27 protein-coding genes and 2 tRNA genes are annotated in these 23,521 nt (G+C 48.1%); 18 read left to right on the plus strand and 11 right to left on the minus strand.

Annotated features, from left to right (window positions below; translation table 11 throughout):
* The first annotated feature begins 12 nt into the window (after positions 1–12).
* The 10 genes from fliJ (at position 13) to rcsA (ending at position 6,659) form a co-directional block, all read left to right on the plus strand.
* Complete coding sequence (gene fliJ, locus RGV86_RS03855) at positions 13–456, plus strand: flagellar export protein FliJ (protein WP_000807573.1); 444 nt, start codon at positions 13–15, stop codon at positions 454–456.
* Positions 453–1,580 (plus strand): flagellar hook-length control protein FliK, encoded by a 1,128-nt coding sequence (locus RGV86_RS03860; RefSeq protein WP_085460817.1) that lies wholly within the window; start codon positions 453–455, stop codon positions 1,578–1,580. Before fliJ ends, RGV86_RS03860 begins: the two co-directional genes overlap by 4 nt.
* 104 nt (positions 1,581–1,684) lie before the next feature.
* On the plus strand, positions 1,685–2,149 hold the full coding sequence (gene fliL, locus RGV86_RS03865; protein ID WP_000133127.1) for a flagellar basal body-associated protein FliL: 465 nt from the start codon (positions 1,685–1,687) through the stop codon (positions 2,147–2,149).
* Between the two features lie 4 nt (positions 2,150–2,153).
* Positions 2,154–3,158, plus strand: coding sequence for a flagellar motor switch protein FliM (gene fliM, locus RGV86_RS03870; RefSeq protein ID WP_010346990.1), 1,005 nt, complete (start codon positions 2,154–2,156; stop codon positions 3,156–3,158).
* Entirely contained in the window at positions 3,155–3,568 is a 414-nt protein-coding gene (gene fliN, locus RGV86_RS03875) for a flagellar motor switch protein FliN (protein WP_001281690.1), read from the plus strand. Before fliM ends, fliN begins: the two co-directional genes overlap by 4 nt.
* 2 nt (positions 3,569–3,570) lie before the next feature.
* Entirely contained in the window at positions 3,571–3,936 is a 366-nt protein-coding gene (fliO, locus tag RGV86_RS03880) for a flagellar biosynthetic protein FliO (RefSeq protein WP_010346992.1), read from the plus strand.
* Positions 3,936–4,673 carry a flagellar type III secretion system pore protein FliP gene (gene fliP, locus RGV86_RS03885; RefSeq protein WP_001253450.1) on the plus strand — a complete coding sequence of 246 codons (738 nt, stop codon included), beginning with the start codon at positions 3,936–3,938 and terminating at the stop codon, positions 4,671–4,673. The genes fliO and fliP overlap by 1 nt, the downstream gene beginning before the upstream one ends.
* Before the next feature lie 9 nt (positions 4,674–4,682).
* Entirely contained in the window at positions 4,683–4,952 is a 270-nt protein-coding gene (gene fliQ, locus RGV86_RS03890) for a flagellar biosynthesis protein FliQ (RefSeq protein WP_000187358.1), read from the plus strand.
* An 8-nt stretch (positions 4,953–4,960) separates the two neighbouring features.
* Positions 4,961–5,746, plus strand: coding sequence for a flagellar biosynthetic protein FliR (gene fliR / locus RGV86_RS03895; RefSeq protein ID WP_000942311.1), 786 nt, complete (start codon positions 4,961–4,963; stop codon positions 5,744–5,746).
* A 289-nt stretch (positions 5,747–6,035) separates the two neighbouring features.
* Positions 6,036–6,659 (plus strand): transcriptional regulator RcsA, encoded by a 624-nt coding sequence (gene rcsA, locus RGV86_RS03900; protein ID WP_000104005.1) that lies wholly within the window; start codon positions 6,036–6,038, stop codon positions 6,657–6,659.
* 43 nt (positions 6,660–6,702) lie between these two features.
* On the opposite strand, the gene dsrB is transcribed toward rcsA, so the two are convergent.
* Positions 6,703–6,891, minus strand: a complete 189-nt coding sequence (gene dsrB / locus RGV86_RS03905) for a protein DsrB (RefSeq protein ID WP_000867217.1) — start codon at positions 6,889–6,891, stop codon at positions 6,703–6,705.
* 162 nt (positions 6,892–7,053) lie between these two features.
* Between dsrB and yodD the strand changes: the two genes are divergently transcribed.
* Entirely contained in the window at positions 7,054–7,281 is a 228-nt protein-coding gene (gene yodD / locus RGV86_RS03910; RefSeq protein WP_010346997.1) for a peroxide/acid resistance protein YodD, read from the plus strand.
* Between the two features lie 296 nt (positions 7,282–7,577).
* Positions 7,578–8,393 carry a mannosyl-3-phosphoglycerate phosphatase-related protein gene (locus RGV86_RS03915; protein WP_085460818.1) on the plus strand — a complete coding sequence of 272 codons (816 nt, stop codon included), beginning with the start codon at positions 7,578–7,580 and terminating at the stop codon, positions 8,391–8,393.
* On the opposite strand, the gene dgcQ is transcribed toward RGV86_RS03915, so the two are convergent.
* The 3 genes from dgcQ to RGV86_RS03930 form a co-directional block, all read right to left on the minus strand.
* Positions 8,390–10,084 carry a cellulose biosynthesis regulator diguanylate cyclase DgcQ gene (dgcQ, locus tag RGV86_RS03920; protein ID WP_077629652.1) on the minus strand — a complete coding sequence of 565 codons (1,695 nt, stop codon included), beginning with the start codon at positions 10,082–10,084 and terminating at the stop codon, positions 8,390–8,392. The two genes, RGV86_RS03915 and dgcQ, sit on opposite strands and share 4 nt — an antisense overlap.
* 182 nt (positions 10,085–10,266) lie before the next feature.
* Positions 10,267–10,449, minus strand: a complete 183-nt coding sequence (locus RGV86_RS03925; RefSeq protein ID WP_032225582.1) for a YodC family protein — start codon at positions 10,447–10,449, stop codon at positions 10,267–10,269.
* Positions 10,450–10,527: 78 nt separating this feature from the next.
* Positions 10,528–11,445 carry a DUF808 domain-containing protein gene (locus RGV86_RS03930; RefSeq protein ID WP_000922671.1) on the minus strand — a complete coding sequence of 306 codons (918 nt, stop codon included), beginning with the start codon at positions 11,443–11,445 and terminating at the stop codon, positions 10,528–10,530.
* Between the two features lie 171 nt (positions 11,446–11,616).
* Here RGV86_RS03930 and yedA point away from each other — a divergent pair, with 171 nt between their 5' ends.
* On the plus strand, positions 11,617–12,537 hold the full coding sequence (gene yedA, locus RGV86_RS03935; protein ID WP_001212251.1) for a drug/metabolite exporter YedA: 921 nt from the start codon (positions 11,617–11,619) through the stop codon (positions 12,535–12,537).
* Here yedA and vsr read toward each other — a convergent pair.
* From vsr to drpB, 4 genes are all read right to left on the minus strand, one after another.
* Positions 12,526–12,996 (minus strand): VSPR family DNA mismatch endonuclease, encoded by a 471-nt coding sequence (vsr, locus tag RGV86_RS03940; protein ID WP_085460819.1) that lies wholly within the window; start codon positions 12,994–12,996, stop codon positions 12,526–12,528. The genes yedA and vsr overlap by 12 nt on opposite strands.
* Positions 12,977–14,395, minus strand: a complete 1,419-nt coding sequence (dcm, locus tag RGV86_RS03945) for a DNA-cytosine methyltransferase (protein WP_085460820.1) — start codon at positions 14,393–14,395, stop codon at positions 12,977–12,979. The genes vsr and dcm overlap by 20 nt, the downstream gene beginning before the upstream one ends.
* A gap of 66 nt (positions 14,396–14,461) precedes the next feature.
* Entirely contained in the window at positions 14,462–15,157 is a 696-nt protein-coding gene (locus RGV86_RS03950) for a phosphohydrolase (protein ID WP_085460821.1), read from the minus strand.
* Positions 15,158–15,196: 39 nt separating this feature from the next.
* A complete protein-coding gene (gene drpB / locus RGV86_RS03955; protein WP_016158467.1) occupies positions 15,197–15,478 on the minus strand; it encodes a cell division protein DrpB in 282 nt (93 codons plus the stop codon).
* 648 nt (positions 15,479–16,126) lie between these two features.
* On the opposite strand from drpB, the gene ompC reads away from it, so the two are divergent.
* Entirely contained in the window at positions 16,127–17,320 is a 1,194-nt protein-coding gene (ompC, locus tag RGV86_RS03960; protein WP_105290846.1) for a porin OmpC, read from the plus strand.
* An 87-nt stretch (positions 17,321–17,407) separates the two neighbouring features.
* Here ompC and RGV86_RS03965 read toward each other — a convergent pair whose 3' ends face one another.
* Positions 17,408–17,812: a universal stress protein gene (locus RGV86_RS03965; RefSeq protein ID WP_024212477.1), complete on the minus strand. Its 405-nt coding sequence runs from the start codon at positions 17,810–17,812 to the stop codon at positions 17,408–17,410.
* Positions 17,813–18,383: 571 nt separating this feature from the next.
* Here RGV86_RS03965 and hchA point away from each other — a divergent pair.
* Together hchA and RGV86_RS03975 are read left to right on the plus strand one after the other, a co-directional pair.
* Complete coding sequence (gene hchA, locus RGV86_RS03970) at positions 18,384–19,235, plus strand: glyoxalase III HchA (RefSeq protein WP_000218185.1); 852 nt, start codon at positions 18,384–18,386, stop codon at positions 19,233–19,235.
* 298 nt (positions 19,236–19,533) lie between these two features.
* Positions 19,534–20,592 (plus strand): glycosyltransferase family 9 protein, encoded by a 1,059-nt coding sequence (locus RGV86_RS03975; RefSeq protein ID WP_085460823.1) that lies wholly within the window; start codon positions 19,534–19,536, stop codon positions 20,590–20,592.
* A 95-nt stretch (positions 20,593–20,687) separates the two neighbouring features.
* On the opposite strand, the gene RGV86_RS03980 is transcribed toward RGV86_RS03975, so the two are convergent.
* Positions 20,688–20,763, minus strand: a tRNA-Asn gene (locus tag RGV86_RS03980).
* A 100-nt stretch (positions 20,764–20,863) separates the two neighbouring features.
* Positions 20,864–21,661 carry a DgsA anti-repressor MtfA gene (gene mtfA / locus RGV86_RS03985; protein ID WP_085460916.1) on the minus strand — a complete coding sequence of 266 codons (798 nt, stop codon included), beginning with the start codon at positions 21,659–21,661 and terminating at the stop codon, positions 20,864–20,866.
* A 93-nt stretch (positions 21,662–21,754) separates the two neighbouring features.
* On the opposite strand from mtfA, the gene RGV86_RS03990 reads away from it, so the two are divergent.
* A tRNA-Ser gene (locus RGV86_RS03990) sits at positions 21,755–21,844 on the plus strand.
* A 343-nt stretch (positions 21,845–22,187) separates the two neighbouring features.
* Positions 22,188–23,504 (plus strand): shikimate transporter, encoded by a 1,317-nt coding sequence (gene shiA, locus RGV86_RS03995; RefSeq protein WP_021550951.1) that lies wholly within the window; start codon positions 22,188–22,190, stop codon positions 23,502–23,504.
* The last annotated feature ends 17 nt before the right edge of the window (positions 23,505–23,521 follow it).

Raw genomic sequence — 23,521 nt, forward strand, 5'->3', positions numbered from 1 at the left:
AGATAACAGCAGATGGCAGAACATGGCGCACTGGCGACCCTGAAAGATCTGGCAGAAAAAGAGGTGGATAACGCCGCACGTCTGTTGGGTGAAATGCGTCGCGGATGTCAGCAGGCAGAAGAACAACTCAAAATGCTGATCGATTATCAGAATGAATATCGAAACAACCTGAATAGCGATATGAGTGCCGGGATGACCAGCAACCGCTGGATCAACTATCAGCAGTTTATTCAGACGCTGGAAAAAGCCATTACCCAGCATCACCAGCAACTCACGCAGTGGACACAAAAAGTTGATGTTGCCCTGAATAACTGGCGGGAGAAAAAACAACGTTTGCAGGCCTGGCAGACACTACAGGAACGGCAATCCACGGCGGCGCTACTGGCAGAAAACCGCCTCGATCAGAAAAAGATGGATGAGTTCGCCCAGCGCGCCGCCATGAGGAAACCAGAATGATTCGCTTAGCGCCCTTGATTACCGCTGACGTTGACACCTCCGCATTGCCCGGCGGCAAAGCCAGTGATGTCGCTCAAGATTTTCTCGCATTGTTGAGCGGGGCATTAGCAGACGATACAACAACCGACAAAGCTGCGATCCAATTGCTGGTGGCAACAAATAAACCTGCCACAAAAGGCGAACCGCTGGTGAGTGATATTCTTTCCGATACGCAACAAGCGGATTTACTGCTCCCTGTGGATGATACACCGCCAGTCGTTAATGACGAACACGCCACATCAACACCGTTAACCGCCGCTCAGGCGATGACGCTGGCTGCGGCGGCTGACAAAAATACGACAAAAGACGAAAAAGCGGATGATCTTAATGAAGACGTCACCGCAAGCCTGAGCGCCCTTTTCGCGATGTTACCGGGTTTTGACAATACACCCAAAGTGACTAATACGCCGTCAACCGTGTTACCGACAGAGAAGCCAACGCTTTTCACAAAACTGACTTCTGCGCAACTCACCACAGCACAGACTGACGATGCCCCTGGCGCTCCAACTCAGCCATTAACACCGCTGATTGCTGAAGCCCAGAGTAAAGCGGAAGTCATCAGCACGCCATCGCCGGTGACCGCTGCCGCCAGTCCGCTAATCACTTCGCACCAGACGCAGCCACTGCCCACCGTCGCAGCGCCTGTTTTGAGTGCACCGCTGGGTTCTCACGAATGGCAACAATCATTAAGCCAGCATATTTCGCTGTTTACCCGTCAGGGACAACAAAGTGCCGAGCTGCGTTTGCATCCGCAGGATTTAGGCGAGGTGCAAATCTCCCTTAAGGTGGATGACAACCAGGCGCAAATCCAGATGGTTTCGCCGCATCAGCACGTTCGCGCGGCACTGGAGGCGGCTCTGCCAGCACTGCGCACACAACTGGCAGAAAGCGGTATTCAGTTAGGACAGAGCAATATCAGCGGCGAGAGTTTTAACGGTCAGCAGCAGGCCGCGTCCCAGCAACAGCAAAGTCCGCGCACAACAAGCCATGAACACCTGGCTGTCGAAGATGACGATGCACTGCCGGTTCCCGCCTCTTTACAAGGGCGTGCAACAGGCAATAGCGGCGTTGATATTTTCGCCTAACGTCAGAGGTGGCACCGTAATCCACGTCTTTTCCACGCTTTGCCGCGCTTAAGACACAGGATAATTAGCCGATAAGCAGTAGCGACACAGGAAGACCGCAACACATGACTGATTACGCGATAAGCAAGAAAAGCAAGCGATCGCTTTGGCTCCCGATCCTGGTATTCATTACTCTCGCGGCCTGCGCCAGCGCGGGTTACAGCTACTGGCATTCGCGTCAGGCTGCTACTGACGACAAAGCACAGCAACACGTCGTACTCTCACCTGTCTTCTATGCACTGGACACTTTTACGGTCAATCTGGGCGAAGCGGATCGCGTGCTTTATATCGGCATAACACTGCGACTGAAAGATGAAGCCACCCGTTCGCGCCTGAGCGAGTATTTGCCGGAAGTCCGCAGTCGCTTGCTGTTACTGTTTTCGCGTCAGGATGCCGCCGTGCTGGCAACTGAAGAAGGCAAGCAAAAGCTGATTGCCGCAATTAAAGCCACACTCTCCACCCCGCTCGTTGCCGGGCAACCGAAACAGGATGTCACCGACGTGCTGTATACCGCTTTTATTCTGCGATAACGACATGGGCGATAGTATTCTTTCTCAAGCTGAAATTGATGCGCTGTTGAATGGCGACAGCGAGGTCAAAGACGAACCGACAACCAGTGCTGGCGGCGAAAGTGATATTCGTCCGTACGATCCCAATACCCAACGACGGGTTGTGCGCGAACGTTTGCAGGCGCTGGAAATCATTAATGAGCGTTTTGCCCGTCATTTCCGCATGGGGCTGTTTAACCTGCTGCGCCGTAGCCCGGACATTACCGTCGGGGCGATCCGCATTCAGCCGTATCATGAATTTGCCCGCAACCTGCCGGTGCCGACCAACCTGAACCTTATCCATCTGAAACCGCTGCGCGGCACCGGGCTGGTGGTGTTCTCGCCAAGTCTGGTGTTTATCGCCGTGGATAACCTGTTTGGCGGTGATGGTCGCTTCCCGACCAAAGTAGAAGGTCGCGAGTTTACGCATACCGAACAGCGCGTCATTAATCGCATGTTGAAGCTGGCACTTGAAGGCTATAGCGACGCCTGGAAGGCGATTAATCCGCTGGAAGTAGAGTACGTGCGTTCCGAAATGCAGGTGAAATTTACCAATATCACCACCTCGCCGAACGACATTGTGGTTAACACGCCTTTTCATGTCGAAATTGGCAACCTGACCGGCGAATTTAATATCTGCCTGCCATTCAGCATGATCGAGCCGCTACGGGAATTGTTGGTTAACCCACCGCTGGAAAACTCGCGTAATGAAGATCAGAACTGGCGCGATAACCTGGTGCGTCAGGTGCAGCACTCACAGCTGGAACTGGTCGCCAACTTTGCCGATATATCGCTGCGCCTGTCGCAGATTTTGAAACTGAAACCCGGCGATGTCCTGCCGATAGAAAAACCCGATCGCATCATCGCCCATGTTGACGGCGTTCCGGTACTGACCAGCCAGTACGGCACCATCAACGGTCAATATGCGTTACGGATAGAACATTTGATTAACCCGATTTTGAATTCTCTGAACGAGGAACAGCCCAAATGAGTGACTTGAATAATCCGGCCGATGACAACAACGGCGCAATGGACGATCTGTGGGCTGAAGCGTTGAGCGAACAAAAATCAACAAGCGGCAAAAGCGCGACTGAAGCCGTGTTCCAGCAGCTTGGCGGCGGCGACGTCAGTGGAACATTGCAGGATATCGACCTGATTATGGATATTCCGGTTAAGCTGACCGTCGAGCTGGGTCGCACACGTATGACCATCAAAGAGCTGTTGCGTCTGACGCAAGGGTCAGTCGTGGCGCTGGACGGTCTGGCGGGCGAACCGCTGGATATTCTGATCAACGGCTATTTAATCGCCCAGGGCGAAGTGGTGGTCGTTGCCGATAAATACGGCGTGCGGATCACCGATATCATTACCCCGTCTGAGCGAATGCGCCGCCTGAGCCGTTAGTGATGAATAACCACGCCACTGTGCAATCTTCTGCGCCAGTTTCCACCGCGCCGCTCCTTCAGGTGAGTGGCGCACTGATTGCCATTATTGTCCTGATCCTCGCTGCTGCCTGGCTGGTAAAACGGCTGGGATTTGCCCCTAAACGCACTGGCATTAACGGTCTGAAAATTAGTGCCAGCGCCTCGCTGGGCGCGCGTGAACGGGTCGTGGTGGTCGATGTGGACGATGCGCGGCTGGTGCTCGGCGTTACCGCAGGGCAAATCAATTTGCTGCATAAACTTCCCCCTTCAGCACCCACAGAAGAGATACCACAGGCCGATTTTCAGTCGGTCATGAAAAACTTGCTCAAGCGAAGCGGGAGATCCTGATGCGTCGTTTGTTGTCTGTCGCGCCGGTTCTTCTCTGGCTGGTTACGCCCCTCGCGTTCGCGCAACTGCCTGGTATCACCAGCCAGCCGCTACCTGGCGGTGGACAAAGCTGGTCGCTCCCGGTGCAGACGCTGGTGTTCATCACCTCATTGACGTTTATTCCGGCGATTTTACTGATGATGACCAGCTTCACCCGCATCATCATTGTTTTTGGTTTATTACGTAACGCGCTGGGAACGCCCTCCGCGCCGCCCAACCAGGTATTGCTGGGGCTGGCGCTGTTTTTGACCTTTTTTATTATGTCTCCGGTGATCGACAAAATTTATGTCGATGCATACCAGCCATTCAGCGAAGAGAAAATCTCCATGCAGGAGGCGCTGGAAAAAGGAGCGCAGCCGCTGCGTGAATTTATGCTGCGTCAGACCCGCGAGGCGGATTTAGGGTTGTTTGCCAGACTGGCGAATACTGGCCCGTTGCAGGGACCGGAGGCTGTGCCGATGCGCATTTTGCTCCCGGCCTACGTGACCAGCGAGTTAAAAACCGCATTCCAGATAGGCTTCACGATTTTCATTCCTTTTTTGATTATCGATCTGGTGATTGCCAGCGTTTTGATGGCGTTGGGGATGATGATGGTTCCACCCGCCACCATTGCTCTGCCCTTTAAACTGATGCTGTTTGTGCTGGTGGATGGCTGGCAATTGCTTGTCGGTTCGCTGGCGCAGAGCTTTTACAGCTAGAGAGGCAAAATGACACCCGAATCGGTCATGATGATGGGGACAGAAGCGATGAAAGTCGCGCTGGCGCTGGCTGCCCCGCTGCTGCTGGTGGCGCTGGTCACTGGCCTTATCATCAGCATTTTGCAGGCTGCCACGCAGATTAACGAAATGACGCTGTCGTTTATTCCGAAAATTATCGCCGTATTTATCGCCATTATTATTGCCGGACCGTGGATGCTCAACCTGTTGCTGGATTACGTCCGCACCTTGTTCACTAACCTGCCGTATATCATCGGGTAACCCGTACTATGTTGCAGGTGACAAGCGATCAATGGCTTTCCTGGTTAAGCCTGTATTTCTGGCCATTACTGCGCGTGCTGGCGCTCATTTCTACCGCGCCCATTTTGAGCGAACGCAGCGTGCCGAAACGGGTGAAACTGGGTCTCGCAATGATGATCACGTTCGCCATAGCTCCGGCATTACCTGCCAACGATGTTTCCATTTTTTCGTTTAATGCCCTGTGGCTGGCAATGCAGCAGATCCTGATTGGCATTGCGCTTGGCTTTACCATGCAATTTGCCTTTGCCGCTGTACGAACCGCAGGCGAAATTATCGGTCTGCAAATGGGGCTGTCATTTGCGACGTTTGTGGATCCTGGTAGCCATCTCAATATGCCCGTCTTAGCGCGCATCATGGATATGCTGGCGTTACTGCTGTTCCTGACATTTAACGGTCATTTATGGTTGATTTCGCTGCTGGTCGATACCTTTCACACCCTGCCGATTGGTGGCGAACCGCTTAACAGCAATGCTTTTCTGGCACTCACCAAAGCGGGAAGTTTGATTTTTCTCAACGGATTTATGCTGGCATTACCGCTTATTACCCTGCTGCTGACGCTGAATCTGGCGCTGGGATTGCTTAATCGTATGGCTCCGCAATTATCAATTTTCGTTATCGGTTTTCCATTAACGCTGACGGTCGGCATTTCATTAATGGCAGCATTAATGCCGTTAATTGCTCCATTTTGCGAACATTTATTTAGTGAAATTTTTAATTTACTGGCGGACATTATTAGCGAATTTCCAGCAATATGATTCCGTAATGTTTATCGTGTTATCCTAAGGATTATCTGAAAAATAAAATCAGACAACATCTTCCAGGATACTCCTGTGGCGAAATATTTGTTTTAAGCTCACTCACATATCGCAACATTTACTTTACTTTAAGACAATTCCAGGCAAATTATACAACACTTTACGGGATAGTAAGTCCGCCTGAAAAATCGCGAGAGTGGCGCATTAGGTGACCCATGTTGTTCCGTTTAGTCATGATGAAATATTCAGGTAAGGGGAATTATCGTTACGCATTGAGTGAGGGTATGCCATGTCAACGATTATTATGGATTTATGTAGTTACACCCGACTAGGTTTAACCGGGTATCTGTTGAGTAGAGGGGTTAAAAAAAGAGAAATCAACGACATCGAAACCGTTGATGACCTTGCCATCGCTTGTGATTCACAGCGCCCTTCAGTGGTGTTTATTAATGAGGACTGTTTTATCCACGATACTTCTAACAGTCAACGCATCAAGCACATCATTAATCAACATCCCAATACGTTATTTATCGTTTTTATGGCGATTGCCAACGTTCATTTTGATGAATATCTGTTGGTCAGAAAAAATTTATTGATCAGTTCCAAATCGATTAAACCGGAATCTCTCGATGATATCCTTGGCGATATTCTGAAAAAAGAGACAACGATGGCCACTGTTTTAAATATGCCGACATTATCATTGAGTCGAACCGAATCGAGTATGTTGCGAATGTGGATGGCAGGTCAGGGAACCATTCAAATCTCCGACCAAATGAATATCAAAGCCAAGACCGTTTCATCGCATAAAGGCAATATTAAACGTAAGATCAAAACGCATAATAAACAGGTTATCTATCATGTCGTCCGACTGACGGATAATGTGACTAATGGTATTTTTGTCAACATGCGCTAAAACATTCTGACTGGTGGTTTCCCACCAGTCAGAATGAATAAAATTACTCTGCTTTCTCCACAAAGATACCGTCCTGATGCCCTGCCTCATTAAAGAACCAGATGCCGAGCGGGTAGTCTTCCAGCGAAACCAGGTACATTGTGCCTTCACTAAACTCCTCAACTGCCAGTACCACGCCAGGACGACGCGGACCGCCATCCGTTTTGACTGTTACCCGATCATTCACCTTCATCGTTTTCCTCCTGTGGCTTTGTGCCAGTGTAGAACAATTTCGTTTTTCTGGCAGCGCCGGGCGCACGCGAGTGCTGATTTTCTCGACGGTCTATACTTAAGAGATGCCAGGCTGACATAACGGTCGGCAGCAACAAATGAGTAACGGTTGCGAGGAAAGATGATGAAGACCGCAAAAGAGTACAGCGATACCGCAAAACGAGAGGTCAGCGTCGATGTCGATGCCCTGCTGGCGGCGATCAATGAAATTAGCGAAAGCGAAGTTCATCGCAGCCAGAGCGATTCTGAGCACGTCAGCGTTGATGGGCGTGAATATCATACATGGCGTGAATTAGCGGATGCCTTTGAGCTGGACATCCATGACTTTAGCGTCTCGGAAGTGAACCGCTAAATGCAACATAAAAAAATCCCGACCCTTGTGGGGGTCGGGATCAAACTTGCTTAAGCAAGAAGCACTTAAAAAATTCGTTACACCAGGAAATCTGATGTGTTCATCACCTTATCTGCAATTTTTTTCGCTGACAAGGAAATATTCTTTGCGCGAATGATTAATGTCATTAATGAATGGAACTGTGACTTCCGTCACCCCTTACGAGCTCTGCTACGAGCGGGATCGCTCCCGAAAAATGATCAAATACAAATCGTGCTATTTTGAGAAACATCCTGGTAAAGGGAGTATGCGCTACCATGCTTTCAATTCAACAACCACTGCTGATTTTCACCGATCTCGATGGCACCCTGTTAGATAGTCATAGTTATGACTGGCAGCCTGCCGCTCCCTGGTTAAACCGTTTACGGGAAGCAGGCGTGCCTGTGATTCTCTGTAGCAGTAAAACGTCAGCGGAAATGCTGTACCTGCAAAAAAACGTGGGGCTACAAGGGTTGCCGATGATTGCCGAAAACGGCGCGGTGATCCAACTGGATCATCAATGGCAAGATATCGACGGTTATCCCCGGATCATCTCGGGCATTGCCCATAGTGAAATCAGTCTGGTGTTGAATACGCTGCGCGAGAAAGAACATTTCAAATTCACCACCTTTGATGATGTCGATGATACAACCATTGCGGAATGGACGGGATTAAGCCGCAGCCAGGCGGCGCTGACGCAGTTACATGAAGCCTCAGTCACGCTCATCTGGCGCGACAGTGACGAGCGGATGGCGCAATTTACCGCCCGCCTGAACGAGCTGGGGTTACAGTTTGTACAAGGCGCTCGCTTCTGGCATGTACTGGATGCCTCTGCCGGAAAAGATCAGGCAGCTAACTGGATCATCGCAATATATCAACAATCAGGGGGAGAACGTCCGACGACGATCGGCTTAGGCGATGGTCCAAATGATGCCCCCTTACTGGAGGTGATGGATTACGCAGTCATTGTGAAAGGGCTAAACCGGGAAGGTGTTCATCTGCAAAATGAGGAGCCTGCCAGGGTCTGGCGAACGCAGCGAGAAGGACCGGAAGGCTGGCGCGAAGGACTGGATCACTTTTTCACCGCTCGTTAAGCGTTATCGCTCGCAAAAACCCGATTACGCCCTGCCTGTTTAGCGAGATAAAGCCGACGATCGGCAAGCGACTGTAATTGTTCAAAATCATAATCGCCGGTTTCCTCGCTGCTGCTCACCCCCAACGAAGCACTAATGCGGATGGTTTTGCTCTTGGCAATCAACATCTCTTTTTCATTCAGCTTCAGACGAATGCGTTCGGCAACTTCTTTTGCCTGCTCCAGGTTAGCGCCCGGCAGAATCACACAAAACTCCTCGCCGCCAACTCGTCCGGCAACATCCTGGGCTCGCAATGAACGACTAATTAATCCGGCGGCATGTGACAACACACGATCGCCTGCCTGGTGACCAAAGCGGTCATTAATCGCTTTAAAATGGTCAAGGTCGACCTGAATGACAGAAAAAGGATGTTTGTGTGTCTGGCACAATTTAGCAAGCGGACGCGCTTTTTCGAACAGTGCACCACGGTTATACATGCGAGTTAAGGTGTCGTGCCACGCTTGCCATTGCAGCGAACTTTGCAGGACAAACATATTGCTTACCATCTGGCGAATCACATACCAGGAGATAAGTAGCATGGTGGTGAAGAGCGCCCACAGCAGGGTTAATGCAATACTTATGCTGCCAAAATCACCACGTACACCTTCACTAAGCGTATGGATACGCACTAATACGCCATCGAAATGATCCAGCCGTTCCCAGCTAACATAGCGGCTGTTCATCCGAATCCCACCGCGCGTATCGTGTTCAATGTCCTGCGCAAGTGATGCCAGTTCACGAGGATCAAAGAGATCTTCGCCAGGATGGTCCGGGTTAGATGAGGTCAATAATTTCAGTTTGCTGTCATAGAGTTGATATTCGCCATCGAGATTTTTATCGATAGCATTTTGTAAAAATTGCTGCATTGAACGCACGGGAATACTCATCCCCAATACGCCATACCAGTAATTATTATTATCGACCGGCACGCTTACAGTGACCTGTGGTTCAGTAGCATTGTTATGCTCATGCTGAGAGGTAAACCAACGCACCGCGCGTTGACGGTTTTCTCGTTGTGAATGACCGATAAACCAGGGTTGGGTGACAAATTCGTAGTAACGCCCAGGCACATTACGCATAAATAGCGTCGGCTGCGTCGAAACGTAAAATCCGGCGCGCGAGACATACATCGCTTGTTCAACCATTGATGAGGAGTTGTGCGCCAGACGCAGTAAGTAACCAACTTCCAGCGCGGCGGTAATTTCATTATCCAGGGATTCATTTTCGCGGGAAAGCAGACTCCCCTCACTGACTAACGCATCCGAGACACCGTTTACTGGCAAGGTGCGCCGTCTGTTGAGTTCTATCTGCCAGGCATGTTCATCGCGACGTTGTTCGAACTCGGTAACGGCATTGCGCAGAGAAGTGAAATCGAGCGGCGCAACGAGGGCTTCACGCATCCCGTTACGTAAAAACAATAATTTATCAACGTTATATTGCAGTTGTTTATCAAGCGCGTTGGCAACATTTTCCAGATGGTTACGCTGGCTTGAAATATAGGCATCTTCCAGAACCACCACTTCACGCCATGTAAGTAACGTTGAGAAGATCAACACCACAATAAAGCAGAGATTAACGACATGACCAGGCCCCAGGCGGCGCGCGAGTTTTTTCAGCCAGCTCTGGTTTTCCATTTCTGTCTCGTGCTGCACCCTGACGACTCCCAACCTGCTTTCTTATGATTCTGGCATAACCTGGCGATAACGTACCGCCAAACAGCAATAATTTTATAATGTTGCCATGATAAGACGCATCAGGCATTCAATGCAGACATTGGCACAACAGCCGGATGCGGCGTGAACGCCTTATCCGGCTTGGTGTTAATTATACGCTTTCAGGCTTCTTCCGGCGAACGACGCCTCTCCCCCGGAACAAGCTCAGTTTCATGAAAGGCTTCCCGTTTGACACCGTAACCGTCATACCACCGACACTCAACCATGCCGCTGGAATACCCAGTAACAATCATCTTCGGGCCGCCCTCTTTGACCGTCACTTCCTCACTAACCACAAAGCTCATACTCGCCTCCTTTTTTCGAGTGAAACTTGTTCACCTTAGTCGAGAATGGCGAATTTTGCATAATAGCCAATGAGAATATTAATGTGCCTGACCGCGCAATTTCGCTATCGTTTTCACTCCCAACACGACGATACCACCGATGATAAAACCAAGAATCAGATTTAAAACAGTCGGTAATATCATTGCGACCAGCGCACTCTGCTGCCCGGCGAAATGTTCAATCGCATGATGCAGCGGCGCGATGCCATGTATCACAATACCGCCGCCGACCAGGAACATCGCCAACGTACCGACTATCGATAACGCTTTCATCAGCCAGGGGGCAATAATCAACAACCCCTTGCCTGTCGCTTGCATAACCGTACTGGATTTTTCCACCAGCCAGTAGCCCAAATCATCAATTTTAACGATGATACCCACCAGACCATAAACACCCACGGTCACGACCAGTGCGATCCCTGAAAGTACCAGCACCTGATTAAGCAACGGCGCTTCCGCCACAATCCCCAGCGTGATGGCAACGATTTCCGCAGACAAAATAAAATCGGTTCGAATCGCCCCTTTTATTTTGTCCTTTTCAAACTTCAGTGGATCTTGCGCCGCCAGTGCCTCCAGACGCTGCTGACTTTGCGCCGGATCATCTTTGTGCTTACGCGCCTCCAGCATATGCAGCACCTTCTCTACCCCTTCAAAGCAGAGAAATGCGCCACCAATCATCAACAGTGGCGTAATCGCCCACGGGATAAAAGCACTGATGATCAGCGCCAGCGGCACCAGAATCACTTTGTTGATAAGCGATCCCTTCGCCACGCCCCAGACCACGGGCAACTCCCGATTGGCACGCACACCTGAAACTTGCTGCGCATTGAGCGACAAGTCATCCCCTAATACACCGGCGGTTTTCTTCGCCGCCAGCTTGCCCATCACGGAGATATCGTCCAGCAAAGTGGCGATATCATCGAGCAATGTCAGTAAACTACTCCCGGCCAAAAGCATTCCCTCTCATTTTTATCGTTGACGCGCTAAGTATGAAGCAAAATCGGCCCGGCTGATACTTGCTTCACAGGTCAACATTTTTTTAACAATCAAACACAATTATATCTCTCGCCAGCGAAATGATTTTCACGTTTACTATGAACCGCCTTTTTATTTCCATCGTGAGGGATTATGCGTTTCCGCCAGTTGTTACCGCTTTTTGGCGCGCTGTTTGCGTTGTATATCATTTGGGGCTCAACCTATTTTGTCATTCGGATTGGGGTTGAAAGCTGGCCACCGTTAATGATGGCAGGCGTGCGGTTTCTGGCTGCCGGTATTTTATTAATGGCCTTTTTACTGCTGCGTGGGCACAAATTGCCGCCACTGCGTCCCCTGCTTAATGCCGCGTTGATTGGTTTATTACTGCTTGCTGTCGGTAACGGTATGGTAACGGTGGCTGAACATCAAAATGTTCCTTCCGGCATTGCCGCCGTGGTGGTGGCAACAGTACCTCTCTTTACTCTCTGTTTCAGTCGCCTGTTTGGCATTAAAACGCGCAAGCTGGAATGGGTGGGTATCGCCATTGGGCTTGCCGGAATCATCATGCTCAATAGCGGCGGTAATTTAAGCGGCAATCCGTGGGGCGCGATTCTGATTTTGATCGGTTCTGTGAGTTGGGCGTTTGGTTCGGTTTATGGCTCGCGCATTACCCTACCAGTAGGAATGATGGCGGGCGCCATTGAGATGCTGGCGGCTGGAGTGGTGTTAATGATCGCGTCGATGATTGCAGGTGAAAAACTGGCGAAGCTCCCTTCTCTTTCGGGCTTCCTTGCGGTCGGGTATCTGGCGCTGTTTGGTTCGATCATCGCCATCAATGCTTATATGTATTTAATCCGCAATGTCAGCCCGGCTCTCGCCACCAGCTATGCATACGTTAACCCCGTAGTCGCGGTCTTGCTGGGTACGGGGCTGGGCGGCGAAACGTTGTCGAAGATTGAATGGCTGGCGCTGGGCGTGATTGTCTTCGCAGTGGTGCTGGTCACGTTGGGAAAATATCTCTTCCCGGCAAAACCGATTGTCGCGCCAGTCATTCAGGATGGATCACGCGAGTAAATGAATCCCCAGAGTGTCGATCTGCGCGCTGGCGCCCTCGCCGCAGATCCACTCTTCCAGACGCTCGGCAAGCGCCGCATCGGTCAACTTCTCCCGTCCGCGTAACGCACACTCCCAGACAATCAATACACGCCAACCTGATTCCTGTAAGCGGCTAATGTCCCGCTTGTCACGCGTTACATTTTTGCCAATCTTCTCCAGCCAGAACTCAGTGCGTGTAGCAGGCACTTTAAACAGATAACAGTGATGATGATGCCAGAAACAGCCATGTGTAAATATTACACAGCGATACTCATCGAGGACAAAATCCGGGCGTCCGGGCAGGCTGGCATCCTGAACACGAAACGCCAGCCCCTGCACGGTTAATAAGCTGGCGAGACGTTTCTCGATTGCCGTATCGCGCGTGGCAATCGCGCGCATGTTTTTGCTACGCGTGGCCTTATCGTGAACGTCGGCCATGTTGTACCTCTTGCTGACGCAACGCCATCGCCTGTTTGATTTTTGGCTCAAGCAATTTTGCCACTGCAGCAAATACCGGTACTACCACCGAGTTGCCGAACTGGCGATAGGCCTGAGTGTCAGAAACCGGAATACGAAATTTTGCTTCATGGGGTGCTTCAAAGCCCATCAAGCGTGCGCATTCTCGAGGCGTTAATCGACGTGGACGATGTTGCTGATTCTGCGGATCGTCAAAGTCTTTCTCACCTGTCGCCATATCCCAGCCGCGATCGATTAAAATTTCCGCACCATCTTTGTAATAACGGGCAGAAAGCGTACGCGTAACACTCTGCGGGTTGTCCGGATAAACCATTCCGTAACCAAAGCCGTTACCGCGCGCCTGATGTTTTTTCGCATAGCGATAGAGGTACTTCCACAGCACCGGCGTCAGGATATATTTTGCTTCGACAACCGGGTCCAGTAACTGCGCCAGCGTAATACGTTGTGCCGGATAGCAGTCACTAATATCCCGCAAGGTGAAATCTGTTTTCAAATTCAGATCGCGACGAAAGCCCACCAGCACGATGCGCTCTCGGTGCTGCGGCAGAAAATGTTTGCCGTCGATGATTTTCGGATCGTCCGGGCCATTATCTTCGGCATCGGCCACGTCATAGCCCAGTTCATCCAGCGTCTGCATGATGATACGGAATGTTTTGCCCTGGTCGTGGCTTTTCAGGTTTTTGACGTTTTCGAGCACAAAAATCGCCGGACGACGGGCATTGATGATACGCACTACATCAAAGAACAGCGTGCCCTGGGTATCGCAAGCGAAACCGTGCGCACGACCAAGTGAGTTCTTTTTCGATACGCCAGCCAGTGAAAACGGCTGGCAAGGAAAACCGGCCAATAAAACATCATGTTCAGGAATGTGCTGACGAATATGTTCTGCCGCCACTTCATCGCTCACACCCTCTTTATGGCTCAGAGTGATGTCGCGGATATCTTCATTAAAGTGATGCGTCGCCGGGTCGCAATAATGGTTAGCTTTGTAGGTGCGCACCGCATGTTTATTCCACTCGCTGGTAAATACACACTGACCGCCAATCGATTCAAAACCGCGACGGATGCCTCCAATACCGGCAAAGAGATCGATAAAGCGAAACGTATAATGCGGATGATGTGCTGGCGGTTTGGGTAACAACGTTTGCAAATGGGCGAACTCTTTTTCGCTTAAGCGGTGCCACACCGAGTCGTTAGCCAGCGCACGTTTTAAAATCGCCGGACTCCAGTGGTTTTCTCCCACGCTATTAAGTTGCGCTACCAGCGTTTTTACATCATAAATTTGCAGCAGTTTCTCCAGCATTGCCTGTGCGGCATTCCCGGTGCTGTATGAATCGGTTACTGATATATTTTCCTGCATAGATTTAACCGGCCATCTGAGATGGCCGACAGGTTAACATAATTACTTCTGTTTAGGGCTACGCGGTCAGTCAACCGGCGAAAACGCATCAATCACCGTATGATCCACACCTTCATTCTCGCCCGCCAGTTCGGCACTGAGCTTAGCCATAAACTCCACCAGAAAACGGGCGTTATGTTGTGCCAGCAGTTTACCTTTTGCCGTTTGCATAGTTTGCGGTAGCTTCAGCAACTTCGTCTGGAAATGATCCAGCGCGTAGCGTTTATCATCGAGTGGGCGACGTTGCGCGAACGGATCTTCACCGTCAAATAGCGCCATCCCCAATGAACCTGAAACTGCAAACACGCGCGCCAGACCTATCGCACCTAATGCTTCCAGCCTGTCTGCATCCTGCACGATTTTGGCTTCCACCGTTAAAGGCGTAATTTGCGCACTGAAACTGTGTGCCGCGATGGCATGGCAAATGGCGTCTATTTTCTCTGACGGAAAATCAGCAAATTCCGCACTTAAAATGCGACGCGTTTCTTCTGCCGCCAGTAAAGAGGAACGCTGCCGTTGCGGATGATTTTTCGCCAGACTCACGACATCATGAAAATAACAGGCGGTTAAAATGACCAGCATATCGACGTCTTCATCTGCCGCCAGTTTCTGCGCTGTCGCCCAGACGCGACGAAAATGACACAGGTCATGAGCCGAGTCCTGGTGTGTATGATGGTTTTTCAACCAACGTTCAAATTGTGCCTGCCAGTGTTGTAAGTTCATACGCGCTCCGCTGCCCAAGGGGCGCAACCTTAGCAGTTTTTACTCATAGCGTCTGCTTCGCGCAGGCCGTGGTCGGGTGTACCAGGCAATACCACCTAACAATGCCCCGACCATAGCCATAAATAAAAATCCCACTAACGCACCTAACCACTTTCCCGCAGTTGAACCTAAATCACTTTCAAATCCTGACACGGGGGCATCGGGGATCCGACTCATTACCCAGATGTAACGCGCCATCACCCAGACAAAATAGCCACACCATGTATAGAAAGCCCACAAAGCCAGTTTGCCGCCAGGGCTGCGAGAGAGTCTTTCTTCCATTGTTGTCGAACCATGCTCCATTTTGAGATAACCCGGAAAATTAAGACCTGATCCTATTATGTGATGAAAGTCACATTTTTCCACATCGGTTGAGCCAGTCAAGTCTCATTCATTTTTTGAACAAATAGATGATTTTTGTTCAATGGCAATAATTACTGGAAAAACAGCTATTAAAAATTTTATTTAACTTTGATCGTAGTTTTATTAATTCACTAATTCAATATATCAGCGAGGAATACAATTATACCTTTTTTGTTTTCTGTGTCATGATAACTCCGTTATTAGCCTTTTATCGTCTTGTTTATATTTTTGAGCCGGCATGATGCCGGCTTTTTTTATGTCATTTTATAATGTGCGCAAGATCACACACGATTTTTAGCGAAACAATCATTGACGCAATCCATTCTTATCAAAAACCAATAACTATTTGATATAAAACCATAAATGTCATGAATATTTATGGTTTTAACTCATAATCGTGAATTATATTAAATAGATTAGAAACATTTTGAAATCTTTTAAATACATTTGTTACATGTATTTCTTAAAATAAAATGAACTTCATAGAATAGTATCCAAATGTGCTTTTTTTGGATAACGGCACTTATTTTTATATTCATGAAGATTATAATCACAAGGGAATACATAATGAAAAGAAAAGTTCTGGCAATGCTGGTCCCGGCGTTATTAGTTGCTGGCGCAGCAAATGCGGCTGAAGTCTATAATAAAGATGGTAATAAACTGGATTTCTACGGAAAAGTAGCGGGTCTACACTATTTTTCTGACAACTCGGGCGCTGATGGCGACATGTCATATGCCCGTATCGGTTTCAAAGGCGAAACTCAGATCGCTGACCAGTTTACTGGTTACGGTCAGTGGGAATACAACCTGCAAGCAAATGGTACTGAAGGTGACGGTGATAACTCAGCAACCCGTCTGGCGTTCGCTGGTTTAGGTTTCGGTCAGAACGGTACTTTCGACTACGGTCGTAACTACGGTGTTGTGTATGATATCGAAGCGTGGACCGATATGCTGCCTGAATTTGGTGGCGATACTTATGCTGGCGCCGACAACTTCATGAACGGCCGTACCAATGGTGTAGCAACCTACCGTAACAATGGCTTCTTCGGTCAGGTTGATGGTCTGAACTTTGCTCTGCAATATCAGGGTAATAATGAAAGTGGTGGACCATTCGGTCAGGAAGGCTCCGGTAGTGGTGATGGACGTAGTCTTTCCAAAGAAAATGGTGATGGTTTCGGTATGTCTACTTCCTACGATTTCGACTTCGGTTTAAGTCTGGGGGCTGCATATTCAAACTCTGATCGTTCCGATCGTCAGGTTGGCGTTGGTTTAAATGATCGTAGCCGTAACAACAGAAATGCTGGTGGTGAAACCGCAGAAGCATGGACTGTTGGTGCAAAATATGATGCCAATAATGTGTATTTAGCAGCTATGTATGCGGAAACTCGCAATATGACCCCTTATGGTGGTGGCGAGTTTGATAATGGTGATTCAAGATCAGCAATCGCTAACAAAACACAGAACTTTGAAGTTGTAGCTCAGTATCAGTTCGACTTCGGTCTGCGTCCGTCCATCGCTTACCTGCAATCTAAAGGTAAGGATTTAGGCGGTTGGGCTCATGACGGCAACGGCGACCCGCGTTACACCAACAAAGATCTGGTTAAATACGTTGAAGTCGGTGCAACCTACTATTTCAACAAAAACATGTCCACCTATGTTGATTACAAAATCAACCTGCTGGACAACGATGATGACTTCTACAAAGCAAACGGCATCGCGACCGATGATATCGTTGCTGTAGGCTTAGTCTACCAGTTCTAATCAGCCAACGCGCCTCGGCGTGTTACTGTAAAAACCTAATACCCGCCTGAGTTCGTCCCTCATCGAACTCAGGCTTTTTTATCGTCATTAAATCAGCAACAGCGGCACGCTAAACTGCCGTAGCATATCGACAAAACCCAATTCCTGAGTAGCTCCCAGCACAATAACATCTTCCAGTTGCTGTTCAGCCAGTTCCTTCACCCCTTCCGGAAGAGTCCCAAGATAAACATAGGTATGGATAAACCCTTCAGGCAAAACCAACTGTTCTGCCAGTGTAGCTAAACGGCGCAAAGCCTGATCACGTAGCACATATTCCAAACGATGCATGTCAGAAACATATCCCCGCTCCAGTATCCTTACATACTCCGGTATAAAGCCAAGCAAATGAACATGCCCTGATGAAACGTTGGCGAAAAATTGCGCATGGCAAAACGCTTGCTCTCTATCATCCCGGGAAAAGACATTCACCGGAATAACAATATTTCGGTACATAGAAAATCCCTGAAAACATCTGAATATAAAAAGAATTTACGTTATAATTAATTTATCTGTTAAATTTTATACTTACGCCATAAATACAGCATCATTGGGCACATTAAATCAGCTGCGCCTTGGTCACTCCTGGCAGAGCAACTCCAGGCAGCTCCTGTAATTAGCACATCTGATGCCATGTAATTAATCATATCTGCCATCAGTTAAACCTTAATCTGGATCATCATTTTTTCGCGATTCACGGCCTTACAGGGCAGTTTAATCATTATTTTTTTGCTAAAAATCTCATTTACGAATTTTGCACTCCCCCTCTGTAACGAGGATATGCAATCTCATCTTTTCTGAAAAATGGACTACAATATATTGCTACGCTTTGAGTTTTTATTGCAAATAAGGTGGAATCAGTGAGATCACTATTCGATAATAGCTGTGTATTTACCCAACCATATTTAACATACTCTCCTACCGCTTTCGGTATATTGACTCATTTTACTCTCCTGGTTAAATATAGCACCCAGCTCAGTCGCGAATATAGTGACTAACCTACCTAAGTTACAATAAGGAATACACTATGACTGTTCAAACAAGTAAGAATCCGCAGATCGATATTGCTGAAGATAATGCGTTCTTCCCTTCAGAATTTTCGCTTAGTCAGTATACCAGCCCGGTATCTGATCTTGATGGAGTGGACTATCCAAAACCGTATAGCGGCAAGCACAAAATTCTGGTGATCGCCGCTGACGAACGTTATCTGCCGACCGATAACGGTAAACTGTTCTCAACGGGCAACCATCCGATTGAAACGTTGCTGCCGCTGTATCACCTGTATGCAGCAGGTTTCGAGTTCGAAGTTGCGACCATCTCCGGCCTGATGACGAAGTTTGAATACTGGGCTATGCCGCACAAAGATGAAAAAGTGATGCCATTCTTTGAGCAACACAAATCTTTGTTCCGCAATCCGAAAAAATTAGCGGATATTGTCGCCAACTTAAACGCAGACAGCGAGTACGCAGCAATTTTTGTTCCCGGCGGTCATGGCGCTCTCATTGGCTTACCGGAAAGCAAAGAAGTTGCAACCGCTCTACAATGGGCAGTTGAAAATGACCGTTTTGTTATCTCTCTCTGCCATGGTCCGGCTGCGTTTCTGGCACTTCGTCATGGTGATAACCCGCTGAACGGTTATTCCATTTGTGCGTTCCCTGACGCCGCAGACAAACAAACGCCAGATATTGGCTATATGCCTGGCCATCTGACCTGGTACTTTGGTGAAGAACTGAAGAAAATGGGAATGAATATCATCAATGATGATATTACCGGCCGGGTACATAAGGATCGTAAACTTCTCACCGGCGACAGTCCTTTTGCAGCGAATGCGCTGGGTAAACTCGCAGCACAGGAAATGCTGGCTGCATACCAGGGTTAATCGGACATCACTTACGGTATAATAAAAAAGTGGGGGTATTTCCCCCACTTAGATGATCACTCTGATTGCTGACGTTTTATCTCTTCTCTTACCTTCACTTTGCATCGACTTCAGATTGAAATGTACATTGAAGCTATGCAATACAAGTATTTTTGCGATACAAACATAATTTAATTGAATAATTAAAAATTAATAATAGAAATAAATTATGTATTATCTCGCTATTTAGCGATTTTAGAAAACGACTATCTCTGATAAACTCCATCACGTTTTAACCAGTAGGGAAGCGAGGTTGGAAATGTCGTTAGTGTCAATTTTTAGACGCATTGCATTCAGCTATTATGATTATTCATGTGAAGATATCAATATAACAAATACTGAATTTGTGGTCATTCACATCCCCGACCAAATTGGTGATGCAATGGCCATTTACCCCATAATTAGATCGCTGGAATCACATAAAATAAAACATTTATTAATTGTCGCATCCACAATTAATAAATCTGTTTTTGATTCGCTTTGTCTTAAAGAGACTAAATTAACATTAGTCAGTATGACAATGCAGGATCATGCCAGCTTTAGAGAAATAAAAAGTCTGGCGCAAAGTATAAGAGATCAATACGGTACACCGGATCTCTGCATTGAAGCTATGCGCAAGAAAAACCTGAAGACAATGCTGTTCATAAGTTATTTAAAAGCCAAAACCAATTTACAAGTGGTGGGTTTAACAATGAAATGTTATTCCTCCTTATGCAAATCGGCGTCGAAAATGGATCAGTCTCTTCGGGCGCCAGTACCAATGACATGGGCATTCATGATGCGAGAGGCTGGTTTCCCGCCTGTCCGCCCCTTATTTGAACTGCCGATCAACAAAGAGGTAATAAACGAGGTACGTTATGAACTTACCTCATTGGGCGCATATATTGCTCTTAATCTTGATGGTAGTGTTCAGGAGCGAACTTTTTCAGGCTCAATAGCTCAAAAACTAATAGCTACAATTAAAAATGAAATAAATATGCCAATTGTCATTGTTCATGGCCCGAATGGTACTGAAAAAGCAATAGAACTAACGCAGTGTTTTGACAATGTCTATCATTTATCATTGTCACCTTCAATACCACGTTCTGCCGCCGTCATAAAAGATGCTTTTCTCGCAATAACACCTGATACTTCTGTTTTACATATGACAAGTGCTTATAATGTCCCTGTCATCGCAGTATATGCCGATTATAAAACACGCTGGCCTGCTATGGCCGATATTTCAGAGACGATTGTGGTAGGGAAAAATATTGATCACATCAATCTGGATGAGTTCAGAAATACGATAAAAAGAATTATCGCAAAAATTCAGCCCTGATGTAGTTATCAGATTTAAGGGAGGTTAGATACGGATCCGGTTATGGCTAACATCGAAAAGCAAAAAGCCTGCTCGAAAGCAGGCTTTTCAAAATTTGGCTCCTCTGACTGGACTCGAACCAGTGACATACGGATTAACAGTCCGCCGTTCTACCGACTGAACTACAGAGGAATCGTGAGAACGAGGCGAATATTACTGAGTGACACTGCGAGTGTCAACACTAAAATTCACACGTTATTTCAATCGGTTAATTAAGCAACAAATTTGATATTTAATGAACATCTGGTGCTGAATATGTGCCTCGTTCATTCGCATTTCGCAGTCTTTGCAGCGGTTCCTGCTGATAAAATTGGCAGAAACGTTGCCACAGAGAGGGGAAACGAGGAGCAAAAAGCTCCGGGGCACTAAAAAAGTATTCGGAAAGCACGGCAAAACATTCTGCAGGGTCACAGGCGGCATAAGCATCAATGCTGGAGGCATTTTCGCCCACTAATTCAATTTCGTCCTGAATGTTATTCATCGCCGCGTGAAGATCGTGTTCCCAGCCCGCGACTTCACGTAAAGGAATAAAGGGGACACCACTGGCGCGATCGCCGTTCCGGGTGTCCAGTTTATGTGCAACTTCGTGGATGATCAGATTAAACCCAGAGGCATCGAAGGAATCCTGTATATCGAGCCAATTCAGTACGATGGGGCCTTGCTGCCAGCTTTGACCTGACTGAACGATGCGTTGATTATGTACCAGTCCTATATCGTCTTCCCATTCATCGTCTACCACAAATGGTGCTGGATAAATTAACACTTCATGGAAACCATCCAGCCATTCCAGCCCCAGTTCCATAACAGGTAAACAAAACAGCAAGGCGATACGACCGCTTTTCAAAGCGTCAAGTTCAACCCCTTGTAAAGGAACCAACCGTTTTTGTTGCAAAAAACGTCCAGCAAGAGTGACTAATTTGTTTTGCTCCTGCTCAGTCAAACTTGTCAAAAGAGGTATCGACAGAGCTTCCTTCCACGGAATTGCATCATCATGAACGGTTTCTTGTACTTTCCAGGGCCACTTAATCATCGTTTTGCTCGCAAACTCGTCACTTGAACAAAATTGCACGGACAGGGACTGTTAAAATGCCAAATTTCCTGGCATCATTGCAACAATCTGAACGGAGAGATGCCGGAGCGGCTGAACGGACCGGTCTCGAAAACCGGAGTAGGGGCAACTCTACCGGGGGTTCAAATCCCCCTCTCTCCGCCAATCATTCAAGCAATTAGCCCACCCCGTGTCAGTGACACAAATCTCATTGAGAAAATTCGAAAAATTCATCTGCAAAAATAACGCCAGCAAGTAGCCAGTGCTACCTTAGCGATCACATTTCTCTGTCTTTTGATTTTCTAATACGCACCTGAATCCACAATTTTGTTCGTTTCCAGCACATTACAGTAGACCCTATCCGCCCTCCATGCTCATTTTCAGGTATAAAAATATTTGCAGATGCTCTCTGTCGCGGTAGTCTCATAAGGTTCGTTTATAGATTGACGGCAATGTGAGTGACCTTTTTCCATACTAATTATAAAAAGACAGTACAGACAGGAACACTATGGACTCCACGCTCATCTCCACGCGTCCCGATGAGGGAACGCTTTCGTTAAGTCGCGCCCGACGAGCTGCATTAGGCAGTTTTGCCGGTGCCGTCGTCGACTGGTACGATTTTTTACTCTATGGCATTACTGCAGCACTGGTATTTAATCGAGAGTTTTTCCCACAAGTGAGCCCGGCAATGGGAACTCTCGCAGCATTTGCCACTTTTGGCGTCGGATTCCTTTTCCGTCCACTTGGAGGTGTCATTTTCGGCCATTTTGGCGACCGCCTGGGGCGTAAGCGCATGTTGATGCTGACTGTCTGGATGATGGGGATCGCAACAGCATTGATTGGTATTCTTCCTTCATTCTCGACTATTGGCTGGTGGGCACCGATTTTACTGGTGACGCTGCGTGCTATTCAGGGATTTGCCGTCGGCGGAGAATGGGGAGGCGCAGCATTGCTGTCCGTTGAAAGCGCGCCGAAAAATAAAAAAGCCTTTTACAGTAGCGGTGTACAAGTTGGCTACGGTGTAGGGTTACTGCTTTCAACTGGACTGGTTTCTCTGATTAGTATGATGACGACTGACGAGCAGTTTTTGAGCTGGGGCTGGCGCATTCCTTTCCTGTTTAGCACCGTACTGGTGTTGGGGGCATTGTGGGTGCGTAATGGTATGGAGGAATCCGCTGAATTTGAGCAACAGCAACATAATCAAGCGGCAGTGAAAAAGCGAATCCCTGTTATCCAGGCACTGTTACTACATCCAGGGGCTTTTCTGAAGATTATTGCGCTGCGACTGTGCGAGTTGCTGACGATGTATATCGTTACCGCCTTTGCGCTTAACTACTCAACCCAGAATATGGGTCTGCCACGCGAATTATTCCTGAATATTGGTTTGCTGGTGGGAGGGTTAAGCTGCCTGACAATTCCCTGTTTTGCCTGGCTTGCCGATCGTTTTGGTCGCCGCAGGGTTTATATCACTGGTGCAGTTATCGGAACCTTAAGCGCGTTTCCTTTCTTCATGGCGCTCGAGGCTCAATCCATTTTCTGGATAGTCTTCTTCTCCATTATGCTGGCGAATATTGCGCATGACATGGTGGTTTGTGTGCAACAACCGATGTTCACAGAGATGTTTGGTGCCAGTTATCGCTACAGCGGCGCTGGGGTAGGATATCAAGTTGCCAGTGTGGTAGGTGGAGGATTTACCCCTTTTATTGCCGCCGCCCTCATTACTTATTTTTCCGGGGACTGGCATAGCGTCGCCATTTATTTGCTGGCTGGATGCCTGATTTCCGCAATGACCGCTTTGTTGATGAAAGACAATCAACGCATCTGATGGTCTGGCGAAGATCA

Origin of the sequence: Escherichia ruysiae, assembly GCF_031323975.1 — a bacterium.
GTDB classification, from domain to species: domain Bacteria; phylum Pseudomonadota; class Gammaproteobacteria; order Enterobacterales; family Enterobacteriaceae; genus Escherichia; species Escherichia ruysiae.